Here is a 13,234-nt window from a genome sequence, read left to right on the forward strand (position 1 = left end):
ACCCTGCCGCGATGGTGGATCGCCACCACCGCAGCGACATCCCTCATAGCGCGACGCGGCTTTTCACCCTGCTGATATCAATAATTGCAAGTTCATGCTTGCTTCACACAATCGTTACTGATGCACCGATATCTTCCGCTGGCACATGATGCTTCAGTGCTTCGCTGTCGGGCTGTCCGGATGCGACCTCTCGCAAGGACTTATCCCTGTGACACTCAATGCAAAGGGTCCAGAGATTATCTTCATTGTTGCTGCCACCGAACTGCAGAGCGATACGGTGATCCAGTTCGCTGCTATGCAGATCCACAACGCGCTGGCACATGCAGCAGTGACCACTGTCACGCACATAGATTCGGCGCTTCAGGTTCATCCTGGTACTGCCGCTAATGCGCCGCGCTTCACCGTACACTGGCTTGATGCGCCTTGTATCGATGGCTTTAAGCCTCGGCTGCAGGGTCTTCAGCTTAGCCATAAAACCTCCAGGCTCTGCGCCGTTCTGTCCGGAGAGCAGCATCAGGATGACGCTCGACCGAATCTCCGTCTGCATGATCCACCAGCGACCAGCAGGGGTAAATGACCACACCTCCATAGGCATCGCCCACAGCAAAGTCGGCGGGCTTTGTGACGTCCCATCGTGCAAGAATCCGTGGGATGCTGGCAGGCGGGGGGCTGTAGCAGACGCCATGAATTAGCCGTTTCATGGTGATGTAGTCTGTCTGCCGTTTATCGCTCTCGATAAGCTTCATCGCTATATCAAGCTGGTATTGAGGCGGCCTTCCGGTACCCAGATAGAAAGAGCACAGATCATCAGGAAATCTTGCCAGCCAGCCAGCAACCTTGTCTTTGAAACCCTCCACCAGCACTGCGTCATCTTCAATGATGACTACTCTGCAGACCTGCTTATTTGCCCACTCAAGCGCTCGACGGTGATTCCAGTTTGCTCCATGCTGATACTCATCAATAATCAGATGTGCCTTGAGCGACTTCGCCAGCTTTTCTGCCGGGTGCCTGCGTGAATGGTGACCGACGATTACATACGTTATGGCTTCGATCATTCATTAGCCCTGGTTACTATAGGGGTTCAGCCCGCCTGCGTTTGGGGCGCAGGCGCACACAGCAATAATGAGGGATGGCTGATTACCTCTGAAAAGGAAATGGTATGCATTATCTACACAAAAGAATGCAACTCAATGAGGGCGATACTGTTGTCGTTAACTGCTCTCATCAATGCAATATCCTTATGACGACTGACAGTAATTTTAATAGCTACAGAAGCGGCCGTAGATTTCAGCATCATGGAGGTGGCGGTTTTTTTAAGCGACTTCCGGCACACCTTCATGTTCCTTATTCTGGCTACTGGAACATAACGCTGGATCTCGGGGGCGGTTCAGCCAACATCGAATACGGTATTAACGTTATTCCAGCTTAAGGCCTCCCCTTTGGCCTGAGCTAATGCATCCTCAAGGGCGGCAATGATTTTTTGCTGAGTGCCGTCCTTTAAATAACCTTTTGATGCAATGCCCAACTTATTTGCAGTATCACGCATCCAGATGACGTTATCGTTTTCTGAGATTTCAATCTTCATCACTCTCTCCCGCCTTTCGGCTTATTTATGTTGCCACCAGGCATAATCTTTTCCTATGCCGTTTGACTTGAACACAGTATGAACGCGGGGTCCGGTCACCAGCCTGTCGCTGTAGCGGTGTGCAACTATGGCAAACGCGATCATGTCCCCGATAGCGGACGCTGCACCTTCCTTTTTCCAGCAGCGCAGTGATTCGATGTGGTAATACAGTCGGACGATGCCGTGAGCAACAGCCATCACTTCAGCGCGACTGCCGCCAAGCAATCCGGCATTAAGCATCAAATCCTTTCGGTGTTGAGTCAGGAACTGCTGATAACACGCTTCTGGGTGATTGGCTGCTGCCCAGGCGTCAGCATAGGTTTTCGGCTCCGAACCAACGTAAATTTTACCTGGCTCCATTTCCTGCCAGGGTTCATGAAGCATTTCTACGTCTGTGCCATCGGTACACCAGACCCAGCGGTATTCCGGGTGATCACGCAGATGCTGGTAAATGTGCAGCCAGCGCCGGAAATAGACGTTCATAGCCACATCCGGTACGCGATGAAGCGTTGCGCCTGCAGGTGCTGTTTCAAGTTCATCCACCAGCACAACAGCATCAGCGCTTTTTACAGATGCGGCCCATTTGCTTAGCAGGTCTGGGGTTGCCGCCATTTTGCTGCCGCGCTGCGGGTCTGGCTGACTGGTCAGTAGCGTGGTGATAACAACGTTACGCTGCTGACGATACTCAACATAGCCGGTGTAAAAACTGTCCCGGCGGTGACTATAGATAACTGAGTTTTTTGCCACCAGTGCCTGCCGCTCTGCTCCCGGTAGCGACCGGTCAACGGTTTCATGCTCATCGCATGAATGAATCAGCCTTTCAGAACCGACTACGTCAGCAAATGCCCAGCTTGTCAGCCCGGCGTTATGAATGCGCAGAGCCAAATCAGGATGCTCATACATGCCTCGCCCATAAACAGGATCGAAGCCGCCAACTTTATTTACTGCGCTGCGATGGTAATACAGCATCACGCCGCGCTGGCCTGTGTAAGCAATATGCTGTGCATCCTGAAAGAGGATGTTCATGTCTCTGAGCTTGCGCGGGCCGGCAAGGTCTAGGAACTGATAGGCCAGATGCGGCTCAGGAGAATCGATGTAAGGCTGATGCCAGTTTTCTGCGACTGGCCAGGCGTCATCGTCCCATAAAAATAATTGTTCGCACCCAGCGTCCATTAATGCTTCAAGACTCGCGTTCTTTGACGCTACAATCCCCTGTGACATGTCATGTCGAATAAGTCGGACCCCATCAGGGACCGTCACTGGCTTTTTGGACCCGTCATCTATAACTACCACCAGCGCACCGTATGGCAGATACTTAAGATGGTGTTCCAGGGCGCGGGATAGTACTTCGTGTCGATTGTGGGTGGAGATTGCTATGCCGATATTGGAAGTGGGATTGTTTGCTGGCGCGTATTTTACCCCATCAATAACAACGTTCATGTCAGCCTCACCGCTCCACGTCCCGGACAACCACTTCTTTTTTGAAACAGATAACAGTTAGCCAACTCCATTTGGTTAATGCTGCAATCAAAAGTAGTGGCTTCGTGTAAGGGCGAAGCGTCCACTTAATCGAGTATTTAAACGTAGCCATTTAGAATGTCCTGCTAAAAGTAAGGGTGTCAGCGGGCAAGCAATTTTAAATTAATTCTGCATTATCGAGCATTCCCGGAGGAATGCTCTGTAACACGAACTATCAGACCAGCTTTTTAGCCAGCGCGACGACATCTTCAAACACCGATTCCACGTCGTGACCTGCTACTTTCAGCAGTTCTTTCACTTTCGCCAGCACAGCATCAGTGTTGCTGCTGTTATCGACTGTGTCGTTTGTATCAGTGTTCTGTTGATCGTTTACATCATTCAGCGGTTCGGACATTTTCAGTTCTCCAGTAGTGACTTTTTTGACGCGTCGTTTCGCGCCTCTTCGGAATGCTGAATGAATTTCTCATCCAGCTTTGCTTTCAGCTCATCAATCTGAGCCTGAAAATGGGCTTCAGCCTGTTTCCATGCATCTCGGATGGCTAATAGCTCAGTAGCGGCCTTAGCCGGCGCGTTCTTCCATCGAAACAGGCCAACCATATAACCTGCTATGAAACCCAGGGCGAGCGCAGCCAGCGCCCATATAATCGGGACGTTAGCACTGAACATTCATATTTCCTTATGAGGAATTTATTGGGGGGATAATGCTGGTGCGAATCTTGAAAACTTTATTTTGATGAGGGCTATTGTTCGCTTAATTTCTGCTTCAACAAATAGCCTTCCAGCGGCCAGATTTTCTGGATAGCGTTCTCGCGCGCAATCTGACGACCGATTTCAGCGTCGAAGTTCTCCGGACTGGCGCAGGCACTTTCACCGGTGACGCTGAACCCGTTTTTCAAAGTCAGTACGCAAAATGTCAGACATGATAGTGATGCAGGGGCATCGCGCGGAGTTCCGTACGCCCCATTAACACCATCCTGCGCAGTAAAATAGTGCTCACTGGAAATGACACTACCGATGTGTTCGGGAGTCACTCGCGGTGCGGTTTTGCCTTTGGCCTGAATTGCCTGTTCGATATCTTTGTCTGACATTTTACCACCTGTTAGTTACCGGCATTGCTGCCTGATTTATGGCTTAACCTTAATAACGCAGGTTGAGGACTGGCCCAGCATGATTTCCACCAGCTGGTGCGTGCCCGCATCCTCAAACGAAATCGTATCGCTGCTGCCTTCTTTGTCGTGACTTACCCGGCCAGTTGATATGCCGTGATAAATTTCCTGATGATAATTCCAGCACTGGACTTCATGAGGTGAGCCAAACGCCGTGAATTTTGAACGGGACGCATCGGTGCAGCCGGCAGCAACCGCACACAGCGCTATAACAAACAGTATTTTTTTCACAGTCTGACCTTTTGGTTATCTGAGACACTCGGTCTGCACATACCCCTGCAGATATTTCAGCTTTTCCCGGTCACGGATGATGCCGGCGCGGATGTCGAGAACGTTTCGTCGAGAATCTGCAGCGAGTTCGACGGCGGCTCCATCGCCCAGGCTGCCGGCCCCTGTCGCTGTGCCGGTACCGGACACGGGGCATTTTGCGTGGACGTACATGCGGCGAGTACCAGCGGCAAGCTGGCGGCGAAGAGCATCATTTTCAGATTCGGCAGCACTGAGCGCCTCCGTGTGGGTTTTATCGAGCACGGCCAGACGCTGCTGGCGCTGATTAATATCGGTGATGGTGGCTGCCTGCTGTCTGGCTACTTTCTGGAATTGATACGCGGTGGTGCGCCACTCGGTAGCTTTAAGCCGGTAGTGCGCAGCGACAGAAGCAGACAGGAGAGCAACAGCAAGAAGCGCGGCTATAAAATATTCTTTCATGCCTTAAGTGCCACCAGCGCCATCTGATAACGAGCTCTGCGGTCATCAAGGCCATTGGTACCGCCATTAATAATCTTCGTGACAGCCTCAATATCGCCGCTGTGCCTCATGCAACCTTTAGAGGAAAAAAACCAGGCAGCCGAACGTGCGGCATATTTTTCCTGCTCTAGCAGTTGCGGTACCAGCAATAAATCGGCAACAAGTCCGGCTGCGCAGTCGCGGTAATTATTGTGGCCGGTTATCTGGATCAACCCACGACCACGATATTTCCAGCCATCATCCTGACCGTTATTTCCCATGCGGGTCCCGTACACGATGTTCGCAATAGCCTGCTGCTCTGCCGGATGGTCTGCGGTGCGCCCGTACTGTTGTGCAGTGTCGGGAGTAAAGTATTTACCAAAGGTTGCAAGTAGTCCTTCCGGCGAATAATTCAGGCTTTCGGCGATGCGAGTAAATCCTGAGGATTCATGCCCCACCTGGGCGATAAACATCGCCTGGTCGTCAGCAGAAGTGATAGCAAATTCTTTCATCGCGGCGTCAATGTGCGGAAACCATCGCACGGCCAGTTCGTCGCTGATATTCGCCGCCTGCTGAAACTGTGTTTTATTCAATTTCTTTTTCCTTTTGTTCATCCATACCGGCACGGCGATAAACCAGCGCCAGGGCAATGTCGCGAAGGCGGTCAGCACCCACGAATCCAACCAGGCCACCGACAAACGCACCCGCATTGGGGGGCAGGCCGAAATATTCCAGCATGGCGGAAAGTGACAGCGCGAAGAGACCGCAGATCAGCGCACCGGTAATGGTGTAAAGACGCGGCTTCCCCGCACGAATGTCGTTCAGGGCCGATATAGTCAGTGCAGCGCCAGCCGCATATACCGAAGGCAGATAGGTCGCAATCCATTTCAAGGTCTGATTCGCTATATCGGGCAGGTGGTTGTCATTCATATTGCCTCCGCCCGTATGGCGGCAGATGAAAAGAAGAAAGCCACACGCCAGCCGTGCGCAGGTGCGCGATAAGATGCTGGTCGTGGCTTTCGTTATGGGTAAACAGATATTTCTATGACTTAAGTCACCAGCCATTACTTCATACTAAATAAAATCCAATCTCAGCCCGCCCGTGTTTGGGGCACGGACGAAAGTCACTTTAGAGAGATGGCTGATAACTCTCTGACAAAGGAGAATCATTATGGAAGGACTTGATTTTTTTAAGCCCTTAAGCTCACAGCTTGATAAAGTGTTGCCTCACCTTATCGGTCAAAAAGAAGTGCTGGATAATGTGTTACCTTATTATCTTGCTGTAATTGCAAAAATTTCGGGCAAAAGCCCGGATGAAATATTCGGATATAACGCCAAAGCACTTGAGGCTGTGTTTGGCACATCAAAAGCCGGCAAGAGTCATAAGGAACGTGCCGAATCAGAATATGCGTATCTGGTCCATGCTAAGGTACGGGAGATTTTTGATAAATTGCCAGGCAATGATGAGTCGTAACAAAGCAGGATAGGCACTGCTTAAAGTTGAGAGGCAATATCCTTAAGCGCCCGGGTTGCTTTGGTAATTGCCTCTTTTTCGTAATATGAAAGTGATTCACCGTCCACTTTTTCAATACGGCAATTCAATGTCAGTATTTCACCAAACACGAAGCCCCGTTGGCGCAGAGTAACTGTTGCATTAACCGACTCCCCTTCAGTACCTAAACTGGTTACAGCAAATTCATAATCTGTACTCATTTTAATTGTTCTCCATTTAGCTGGCCCGCCAGAAGGCGAGCCTGTTAATAGTGCGGGCGCTACCCCGCTGCGTTAGCGTGTTATATGGTGCCGGTTGCAGGCTTCGAACCCGCGACATCCTGATTACAGGTCAGGCGCTCTGCCATCTGAGCTAAACCGGCGAATTTAGATACAAAAAAGGCCCGCCGAAGCGAGCTCTCAAATAGTTTAGTGATGTTACCTATCCGCTAGAGGGTATGTGGAAGGTTTTATCCCTCCGCAGGGATAGGAATAAAAAACCTCGCTGGGTAGCGAGGTTTCAAATGCTATGTGCCAGTACGTTGTGACCAGTCATAACAGACTATCTTCTTTTTTACGTACGTAAATATCTTTATGCGGTCTTTACGATATTTTCTTTCTCGACATACCGATCCATTTCAAGCGGTATATCAAGCATCATCAGCATCCCATCAACTACGCCTTCCGCTTTCTGTAGCTTTTTACCAATATGCCCGTCAGAACAATTATGTTTGCGGGCAAGTGCCATAAAGGTCATGCCGAAGATGTAATAATCAAAAAGCAAATCATGCAGGTCCGAATTGTTTTTGTTAAGTTTTGCAATGCAACTGGAAATAATCATTGCGTCATCGTCGCAGCAGGCTGTTCGCGATTTAACTCTTGATGGTATGAGTCCTTTGAAGCCACCAGCAATACCGCTCCACTGTACATGTTCATTGTTGTTTGCCGCCCAGGCACCCCAGCGCTCAAGCACCATCTGAATATCACGCATTATTTCGCACCTCGCTAAACGTACCCGGAAACACTTCAACCACGCTTTCACACTGATTACCCCAGCAATCCCACCCATCAACGCTGGCGCGGGCAAATAATTCTATGCGCTGAACATCACCGTAAAGTTGCTCCAGACGATAGCGAGCCTCTGCGGGTTTCTCGCTATGCTCTCCCAGACAGGAAAAAATAACCTGTTTCACTGCGGCGCTGGCGCGGGGTAAGCCCGTTCCGCAGGTGGCAATCAGTAAGTCTTCTGTATTGGCGCGTGTATGGTTGCCGCCGTTCATGCGAGTCTCAGCATTGAGCATGTCCAGCAGATCGTTAAAATCAAACAGCGTTTGCTCTGCCAGCGCTTTATTGAATCGCTGTTCAGCCAGCTGGTTCAGTTTCACCCACGTCAGGCCCTTCATGGTTCTGACAGTGAAACCCCACGCCTCTGCCAGCTCACGTGCTTCCTGATTGTGTGTGCCGGTGTACCACATCGCCAGCACAGCATTATCTGCTGCAAGTTCCCAAACGGGCAGTCGCTTAAGTTCAGTCAGCGTCATAGTGCTGTAGTGATTTTTGGCTGCTCCATTACTGACTGTATTACCGTAAGACCACGGTGGATCGGCATAAATCAGTTGATAACTCATGCGGCTCTCTCTTTTTTCAGGGCTCTCACTTTATGGCGATAAAGTCGGGCTATTTCTTCGTAATCATTACGCCCGTAATGCTTCAGCTCATGTGGGCCAACAAGACGGTCAAAACGTGCCTGGCCGATTTTGGTTATCAGATTGGGCCTGTACTGGCTCAGATTTCCCGACTTGTGATTGTTACAGGCTGAACATTGCTTATGGCAATTGTCCTCGTCGAACCTCAGCTCAGGATTGCTGCCAACAGTCCGGTAATGCCCAGCGTGGTACTGCCCATCATGAAACCGACCACAACTGATGCATGGTTCCGCAGCGTCTCGTTCCCTGATGTAAGCGTTGAAGGCTTCCTGCGCTTTCGCCCGGAAATAACTTAACGGTTTAACCTCCAGTTTTCTGATTTTCAGCTTGTCTTTTTTATCCCGTTCGGCTAAACGCACTCTGGCGGCACGCTGATAGCTGACGGCACACACCGGACCACAGACTTTTTGCAGGTAGCGATCAGGTGTGAATACCGTCAGGCACTGTGGGCAGGTTTTGGGCTTGTAAACCCGCTTTTTGCTTTTAGTTTTCAATGGCGGCTCCCCCTGGGTGGGAATGTCAGCTCGTAGACGTCCATGCCATTCAGCAGAACATCATTAAAATCCCCTCTCTCAGGCCAGCGGATAGATACCATCTCCAGATCGTTCTTAGCGTGAAGGTTGGCAGACGCACATTCAAAAGCAGCTGCATGACCCGCAGCGTTATCGTCAGCATCAGCAAAGATAATCAGGTGCGTAACACCTTTCGGGACACGAAACTTTTTCATGAACGTGGTATTTAGGGTCGCCCAGGTGTGGCAACCAGTTATCTGATGACAAGCCAGCGCAGTCTCTATCCCTTCTGCAATACCGAGTGTGCTGGCAGATGGAAACATGCGGATCGCCACTGACCTGGCGTGATCCAGGTAACTGTCTTCCTGTAACTTCATCAGCTTTTTGGCTGCACCACCTGTGTGTGCCTTACGATCACCGTCCAGGAGAGTGCGGTGCAGATAACAAAGCTCACCCTTATCATCCGTTGCCAGCGCATACATCGACTGAAACTCTCTGCCAGCAGCACGCTGTTTATTGCAATAGCGAACCTGTTCGGCGGGTAATGCGTTAATCCCGCGATTCTTCAGATAACCCTCTGCACTGGTGCCTCGAAGAGGAACAAGACTCGCAAACTTACGACTGACAGTTAGCCGCTGTGTGGCAATGGGTGATCTGGCTTTTGGTATGCTGTCATGGCCCGGTGTGAACGTGTTGCCAATAAGCTGATCCACCTCATGTGCCAGTACCTTGAATTCTTTACCCGTGAAACCAGCAAGTAACGCCCAGCCATCACCCGATCCGCATGTGCAGATGTAAGAGCCAGAACCACCTTTATCGTCACAGCGGTATTTGCCCTTTTTGCCACATAGCGGACACTCACCCCTGAAATGATTTTTTCCGGTAACCGGTGGTAAACCGTAATATTCGAAAATCTCCGGCCAGCGGCCCATCGCCGCCTGTTTGGTGTTCATCAATGCCTCCCTACGCGATCAATGTCAGATTTGACGAATGAGGCGAGTGTTGCGGCATCGCTGATTCTGTCATTCAGCATTCTTGCAAGAGGGGAGTCAGCGGCTACCAGCATTGGGTACAACTTTTTACACCAGGCACGGTGAATGATATTCAGGTATTCAGCGACAACTTCGGCGTTATGAGATGCAGAACGCAGATCAGGTAAGGCAGGTTGAGTCAGCGCTGCTTCCATCTGGTTAAAAGCGTTGATGTAAGCCTCTTTGAACTGCGCAGCACGTTTGCCAGTGAAGCCCATAGCGAGGAACGCGAAGCCGTCACGGGTGATGCGGTAATACTTGGAGTCCCGACTTACCGCGCCAGCTCGGATGTTTTCTGTGTGAACGCAAAAATGCGTTGACATAAACTTCTCCGAACATTCAAGGGATTCAATTTTCCGAAGAACATCGGCATGACGTTTATGAAAATACTCTGCGATTGCAAAGGAGGTGGTAACGGCCTGGCCGTTGGTGACAGTAATTTTAGGTTGAGCAATAGCGGGGATCGTAGCCATGATGGCAGCCTCTGTGGAATGATTGTTACTACCACCCACAGATGCGAAGCCATGATTGGTGGTAGCCCAGACGGAGTTCGCATTACCGGCTTCCACAGATACCGGCGCTTCCAAAGAAGCCCCCGCCTGAGCCACCATTGACAGGTGCACAAAGGCTGCGCGCATAAAAAAACCGCTTAAAGCATGGTTATGCGCTGTGGAAAGTTCCGGGATGCGAAGCCCGGCAGCGGATTTTGCCGCTGCAACGGGACTATAACGCCCGGAACTCGAATTATCAATGCTGAGTAAGGTTGTGATCATGCTGCTTTACCTTCCTGCTTTTGTTTGCCCTTCACGTAGGCGATTTGCTTGGATTTGATGAAGTTGCTCACTTCAGGTGTGATTTCCATTGGGGTACGGTGTAATCCCTGTGGCCATACCTGAAATTTCTGTCGATAGGTGTGAGCGCACCAGCCATCACTGACAGGCTTTCCCTGGGCGCTGCGGATACGCTGGTAATAGAGAATTTGTGACCACCAGCTCTGTTTCTGCTCTTTGGTGTGGGTGACTTTCTCTTTCTTAACGCGGCTGAGTCCACGCGAACGATCAGTCTCTACATCTTCACCCGCCAGCGGTTTGAAGCCGCATTTCGGGCAGATGTAAATACCAACCGGTTTCACGTAATGGCAGGATGGACACTCTTTAGGAAGCTGCTCAGGTTCTTCAACCCGGCTGACGCGGACAGGCGCGGTTTCCATCCCGTCTGAGTCGGCGGGAAGATAGTCGTATTCGATGTCATCGGGGTAACCCAGCTTGCTGACGGTGCCGGTGTGATCGAATATCAGGCACTGTTCTTTGCCAGGAGCAGGACGCAGCCCACGACCCAGCGTCTGAATCCAGCGTATTTCCGATTTTGTTGGCCGGGCGAAGATGATGCAGCGAACATCACTGTCGAACCCGGCCACCAGCACACCAACGTTCACAATGATTTTTGTTATGCCCTGCTCAAAGCGACGGATGGTCAGCTGGCGCTGGTCATGTGGCGTGTGTGCCGTCATAACTTCCACCGCGACACCTGCCCTGCTAAATTCCATCGTGACGAAGTTCGCATGCGCTACGTTGACGCAGAAGCAGATCGTCGGCCGGTTCTGACCGTTCTCGAGCCAGTTCCTGACGATATCGCCGACAAGTGGCGCTGCGCTCATGATTTTGCCGATCTGTTCTTCGTTGTAGTCACTACCGTAGCCAGCCTGAACAGAAGTTTTGACACCTGTAAGGTCCGGGTGGGACGGCGCATAAAACTCATAAGGACTTAAAGCCCCGATTTCTATCAGTTCTTTCATCGTCGTCGGCTTAATCAGCTTCTGGTAGTAATTGCCCAGGAACTTCGCAAACGGCGTGCCGGACAAGCCAACCACTTTTACGTTTGTTTCCTGCGTCAGGTACTCAATTACTTTCAGAAGCTGTTTGCGACGCAGGTGCGCTTCATCAACGATCAGCAGGTCGATGTTGTCCGGGAATTTGCGACGAATGAGCGTGTCAGCAGACGCTATCTGGATCAGGTTCTGTGGGAAATATGACGGGTGATCACGCCACACATAGCTAATCTCGTCCTCTGGCAGGCCGTACTCAACAAACCGACTGGCAGTCTGATCCAGCAGCACTGTATAAGGAGCGACAAACATCACCCGTAGACCGCGAGAAACGAAACCATGAGTGATTAGCGCGGCGATGGCCGTCTTTCCAAAACCAACTGGCGCGTAAAGCATGAATGAGCCGTGTTGCTTCCAGGCTGCACGCAGCATGTTTAATGCCACTACCTGTTTTTCGCGGGGCTGGATGCTCAGCATGTCGCCTCCTGCATAACTTCAGCCTCAGTTCCCCATGCCAGATTTACTGCACGGTTATCTGACAAATCATTGTTTAAATGGCGCGGTGTTACATATCCGTGCGGGTTTGCGATAAATGCCGAAGCAACGAGCCAGTCAACGCAAAATTTGGCGCGTTTGCGATTGACGCTCAGGCTGACCGTTTTTGACCCATCACTGCATATGCGGCCTTTCATGATTACGCCGCGAATACGACGGATAAAAAAATCAGATGAACCAATGCGATCAATCCCCCTGACCCGTCCCAGGGTGCTGACTTCATATGCACGGGAGTAGTCTTCTACCGGTACAGGTTTCCATTGTTCTTCGGTTGCTGAAATAATCATTGTGGCCTCTACATTTGGATGGCTAAACGTCCATACGGCTGTGGACGATTTCAACCCCATACAGTGATCTTCTTTAACTACTGCTTTGTCTGGTAAAGCTTTTCCAAGGCGCTTCGCGCTTAAACCCAACACCGCCCCCTTTCCCCCAAATCAGATTCAGCCATTTAGACGTCCATACATCCAAACAAAAAACTAAACTGTCTTCGGTGGATTAACCGTGTATCCCCGCACTGACGGCGAATACCGGGTACAAAACTCGCGCAGACGCTTATTGGCGGCTTTCCTTCCCGCGTTTTCCTGCCTGAATGAAACAGGCTCGGCGTCAAATGCCGCTTGGTAGACTCTGGCGTACTCTCCTGCGATCCTTTCCCGAATGTGCGGGGGTAGTGTTGAAAGCTGCGCATCAATCCATGACCGGTCATCACGCACGTATGCAGCAGGCATGGCTGATCCAGCTAATTCATCCGGGTGCATAAACTCCCCCGTTTGGCGCTATTGCAACGGGTTCAATCCCACCCCAAAGGACCTGGCCTCATTCGCTCGGCTTTCAAACCGATATCTGCCAGTGTTTCAACAGATTCCAGATAAGTGCGGGATACGATCATTGCTTCCGGAGGTGCCAGCTGAATGCCGAGGAACGCCAACAGCTCAGCGATGTCTCGAAAATAGCCGTCGTTTTTCCACCTGCTGACTGCAGATTCACTGACGCCTCGATGTTCGGCAACGGCCTTCTGCCCTACTGAAGCAAGCCGGTTGAGCAAAATCCCCTCCATCTCAACCGGGTTGAAAATCGGAGGATCTAACTTTCGTGCGATTGCGTTGTTTTTCATCA

The 13,234-nt window shown here is 50.9% G+C and carries 22 protein-coding genes and 1 tRNA gene; 2 read left to right on the plus strand and 21 right to left on the minus strand.

Going from position 1 to position 13,234, the window contains the following annotated elements:
• Positions 1-103: 103 nt before the first annotated feature.
• Positions 104-472 carry an HNH endonuclease gene (locus F3I20_RS01425; RefSeq protein WP_150019197.1) on the minus strand — a complete coding sequence of 123 codons (369 nt, stop codon included), beginning with the start codon at positions 470-472 and terminating at the stop codon, positions 104-106.
• Positions 465-1,055 (minus strand): hypothetical protein, encoded by a 591-nt coding sequence (locus F3I20_RS01430; RefSeq protein ID WP_150019196.1) that lies wholly within the window; start codon positions 1,053-1,055, stop codon positions 465-467. Before F3I20_RS01430 ends, F3I20_RS01425 begins: the two co-directional genes overlap by 8 nt.
• A gap of 125 nt (positions 1,056-1,180) precedes the next feature.
• Between F3I20_RS01430 and F3I20_RS01435 the strand changes: the two genes are divergently transcribed.
• On the plus strand, positions 1,181-1,429 hold the full coding sequence (locus F3I20_RS01435) for a DUF1883 domain-containing protein (RefSeq protein ID WP_255467482.1): 249 nt from the start codon (positions 1,181-1,183) through the stop codon (positions 1,427-1,429).
• On the opposite strand, the gene F3I20_RS01440 is transcribed toward F3I20_RS01435, so the two are convergent.
• The 9 genes from F3I20_RS01440 to F3I20_RS01480 all read right to left on the minus strand — a co-directional run bounded on the left by F3I20_RS01440 (position 1,388) and on the right by F3I20_RS01480 (position 5,925).
• Positions 1,388-1,585: an Rrf2 family transcriptional regulator gene (locus F3I20_RS01440; protein ID WP_150019194.1), complete on the minus strand. Its 198-nt coding sequence runs from the start codon at positions 1,583-1,585 to the stop codon at positions 1,388-1,390. The genes F3I20_RS01435 and F3I20_RS01440 overlap by 42 nt on opposite strands.
• Before the next feature lie 21 nt (positions 1,586-1,606).
• Positions 1,607-3,064 (minus strand): glycosyltransferase family 2 protein, encoded by a 1,458-nt coding sequence (locus F3I20_RS01445; protein WP_150019193.1) that lies wholly within the window; start codon positions 3,062-3,064, stop codon positions 1,607-1,609.
• 253 nt (positions 3,065-3,317) lie between these two features.
• Positions 3,318-3,497: a hypothetical protein gene (locus F3I20_RS01450; RefSeq protein WP_150019192.1), complete on the minus strand. Its 180-nt coding sequence runs from the start codon at positions 3,495-3,497 to the stop codon at positions 3,318-3,320.
• 2 nt (positions 3,498-3,499) lie between these two features.
• The gene (locus F3I20_RS01455) at positions 3,500-3,769 is read right to left on the minus strand and encodes a hypothetical protein (protein WP_150019191.1); all 270 of its coding nucleotides are present in this window, start codon (positions 3,767-3,769) and stop codon (positions 3,500-3,502) included.
• Between the two features lie 74 nt (positions 3,770-3,843).
• Positions 3,844-4,191 carry a Gp49 family protein gene (locus F3I20_RS01460; RefSeq protein WP_150019190.1) on the minus strand — a complete coding sequence of 116 codons (348 nt, stop codon included), beginning with the start codon at positions 4,189-4,191 and terminating at the stop codon, positions 3,844-3,846.
• A gap of 36 nt (positions 4,192-4,227) precedes the next feature.
• A complete protein-coding gene (locus F3I20_RS01465; protein WP_150019189.1) occupies positions 4,228-4,500 on the minus strand; it encodes a hypothetical protein in 273 nt (90 codons plus the stop codon).
• A 15-nt stretch (positions 4,501-4,515) separates the two neighbouring features.
• Entirely contained in the window at positions 4,516-4,977 is a 462-nt protein-coding gene (locus F3I20_RS01470) for a lysis protein (protein ID WP_150019188.1), read from the minus strand.
• Complete coding sequence (locus tag F3I20_RS01475) at positions 4,974-5,588, minus strand: glycoside hydrolase family 19 protein (RefSeq protein WP_150019187.1); 615 nt, start codon at positions 5,586-5,588, stop codon at positions 4,974-4,976. The genes F3I20_RS01470 and F3I20_RS01475 overlap by 4 nt, the downstream gene beginning before the upstream one ends.
• Positions 5,581-5,925, minus strand: a complete 345-nt coding sequence (locus F3I20_RS01480) for a phage holin, lambda family (protein WP_150019186.1) — start codon at positions 5,923-5,925, stop codon at positions 5,581-5,583. The genes F3I20_RS01475 and F3I20_RS01480 overlap by 8 nt, the downstream gene beginning before the upstream one ends.
• Before the next feature lie 241 nt (positions 5,926-6,166).
• Between F3I20_RS01480 and F3I20_RS01485 the strand changes: the two genes are divergently transcribed.
• Positions 6,167-6,469, plus strand: coding sequence for a hypothetical protein (locus F3I20_RS01485; RefSeq protein WP_190286010.1), 303 nt, complete (start codon positions 6,167-6,169; stop codon positions 6,467-6,469).
• A 20-nt stretch (positions 6,470-6,489) separates the two neighbouring features.
• Here F3I20_RS01485 and F3I20_RS01490 read toward each other — a convergent pair whose 3' ends face one another.
• The 10 genes from F3I20_RS01490 to F3I20_RS01540 form a co-directional block, all read right to left on the minus strand.
• Positions 6,490-6,708: a DUF1327 domain-containing protein gene (locus F3I20_RS01490; protein ID WP_150019184.1), complete on the minus strand. Its 219-nt coding sequence runs from the start codon at positions 6,706-6,708 to the stop codon at positions 6,490-6,492.
• 85 nt (positions 6,709-6,793) lie between these two features.
• Positions 6,794-6,869: transfer RNA gene (locus tag F3I20_RS01495), tRNA-Thr, on the minus strand.
• A gap of 209 nt (positions 6,870-7,078) precedes the next feature.
• Positions 7,079-7,477, minus strand: a complete 399-nt coding sequence (locus F3I20_RS01500) for an antiterminator Q family protein (protein ID WP_150019183.1) — start codon at positions 7,475-7,477, stop codon at positions 7,079-7,081.
• The gene (locus F3I20_RS01505; protein ID WP_150019182.1) at positions 7,470-8,114 is read right to left on the minus strand and encodes an MT-A70 family methyltransferase; all 645 of its coding nucleotides are present in this window, start codon (positions 8,112-8,114) and stop codon (positions 7,470-7,472) included. Before F3I20_RS01505 ends, F3I20_RS01500 begins: the two co-directional genes overlap by 8 nt.
• Positions 8,111-8,686 (minus strand): recombination protein NinG, encoded by a 576-nt coding sequence (locus tag F3I20_RS01510; RefSeq protein WP_150019181.1) that lies wholly within the window; start codon positions 8,684-8,686, stop codon positions 8,111-8,113. The genes F3I20_RS01505 and F3I20_RS01510 overlap by 4 nt, the downstream gene beginning before the upstream one ends.
• Positions 8,683-9,657, minus strand: a complete 975-nt coding sequence (locus tag F3I20_RS01515; protein WP_150019180.1) for a DUF7146 domain-containing protein — start codon at positions 9,655-9,657, stop codon at positions 8,683-8,685. Before F3I20_RS01515 ends, F3I20_RS01510 begins: the two co-directional genes overlap by 4 nt.
• The gene (locus F3I20_RS01520) at positions 9,657-10,508 is read right to left on the minus strand and encodes a Rha family phage regulatory protein (protein WP_150019179.1); all 852 of its coding nucleotides are present in this window, start codon (positions 10,506-10,508) and stop codon (positions 9,657-9,659) included. Before F3I20_RS01520 ends, F3I20_RS01515 begins: the two co-directional genes overlap by 1 nt.
• Positions 10,505-12,037, minus strand: a complete 1,533-nt coding sequence (locus tag F3I20_RS01525; protein WP_150019178.1) for a DEAD/DEAH box helicase — start codon at positions 12,035-12,037, stop codon at positions 10,505-10,507. The genes F3I20_RS01520 and F3I20_RS01525 overlap by 4 nt, the downstream gene beginning before the upstream one ends.
• Positions 12,031-12,531: an NUMOD4 domain-containing protein gene (locus F3I20_RS01530; protein ID WP_223811641.1), complete on the minus strand. Its 501-nt coding sequence runs from the start codon at positions 12,529-12,531 to the stop codon at positions 12,031-12,033. Before F3I20_RS01530 ends, F3I20_RS01525 begins: the two co-directional genes overlap by 7 nt.
• Positions 12,532-12,908: 377 nt before the next feature.
• Entirely contained in the window at positions 12,909-13,232 is a 324-nt protein-coding gene (locus F3I20_RS01540) for a CII family transcriptional regulator (protein WP_150019176.1), read from the minus strand.
• Positions 13,233-13,234: the final 2 nt, after the last annotated feature.

The organism is Candidatus Pantoea gossypiicola (assembly GCF_008632075.1).
GTDB lineage: Bacteria > Pseudomonadota > Gammaproteobacteria > Enterobacterales > Enterobacteriaceae > Pantoea > Pantoea gossypiicola.

Bases quoted from the DNA above. Each gene is read 5' to 3' on its own strand.
- F3I20_RS01470 (WP_150019188.1), bottom strand. From the start codon at position 4,977: ATGAAAGAATATTTTATAGCCGCGCTTCTTGCTGTTGCTCTCCTGTCT.
- F3I20_RS01445 (WP_150019193.1), bottom strand. From the start codon at position 3,064: ATGAACGTTGTTATTGATGGGGTAAAATACGCGCCAGCAAACAATCCC.
- F3I20_RS01485 (WP_190286010.1), top strand. From the start codon at position 6,167: ATGGAAGGACTTGATTTTTTTAAGCCCTTAAGCTCACAGCTTGATAAA.
- F3I20_RS01515 (WP_150019180.1), bottom strand. From the start codon at position 9,657: ATGAACACCAAACAGGCGGCGATGGGCCGCTGGCCGGAGATTTTCGAA.
- F3I20_RS01520 (WP_150019179.1), bottom strand. From the start codon at position 10,508: ATGATCACAACCTTACTCAGCATTGATAATTCGAGTTCCGGGCGTTAT.
- F3I20_RS01540 (WP_150019176.1), bottom strand. From the start codon at position 13,232: ATGAAAAACAACGCAATCGCACGAAAGTTAGATCCTCCGATTTTCAAC.
- F3I20_RS01500 (WP_150019183.1), bottom strand. From the start codon at position 7,477: ATGCGTGATATTCAGATGGTGCTTGAGCGCTGGGGTGCCTGGGCGGCA.
- F3I20_RS01435 (WP_255467482.1), top strand. From the start codon at position 1,181: ATGCAACTCAATGAGGGCGATACTGTTGTCGTTAACTGCTCTCATCAA.
- F3I20_RS01440 (WP_150019194.1), bottom strand. From the start codon at position 1,585: ATGAAGATTGAAATCTCAGAAAACGATAACGTCATCTGGATGCGTGAT.
- F3I20_RS01505 (WP_150019182.1), bottom strand. From the start codon at position 8,114: ATGAGTTATCAACTGATTTATGCCGATCCACCGTGGTCTTACGGTAAT.
- F3I20_RS01430 (WP_150019196.1), bottom strand. From the start codon at position 1,055: ATGATCGAAGCCATAACGTATGTAATCGTCGGTCACCATTCACGCAGG.
- F3I20_RS01525 (WP_150019178.1), bottom strand. From the start codon at position 12,037: ATGCTGAGCATCCAGCCCCGCGAAAAACAGGTAGTGGCATTAAACATG.
- F3I20_RS01460 (WP_150019190.1), bottom strand. From the start codon at position 4,191: ATGTCAGACAAAGATATCGAACAGGCAATTCAGGCCAAAGGCAAAACC.
- F3I20_RS01490 (WP_150019184.1), bottom strand. From the start codon at position 6,708: ATGAGTACAGATTATGAATTTGCTGTAACCAGTTTAGGTACTGAAGGG.
- F3I20_RS01450 (WP_150019192.1), bottom strand. From the start codon at position 3,497: ATGTCCGAACCGCTGAATGATGTAAACGATCAACAGAACACTGATACA.
- F3I20_RS01455 (WP_150019191.1), bottom strand. From the start codon at position 3,769: ATGTTCAGTGCTAACGTCCCGATTATATGGGCGCTGGCTGCGCTCGCC.
- F3I20_RS01425 (WP_150019197.1), bottom strand. From the start codon at position 472: ATGGCTAAGCTGAAGACCCTGCAGCCGAGGCTTAAAGCCATCGATACA.
- F3I20_RS01480 (WP_150019186.1), bottom strand. From the start codon at position 5,925: ATGAATGACAACCACCTGCCCGATATAGCGAATCAGACCTTGAAATGG.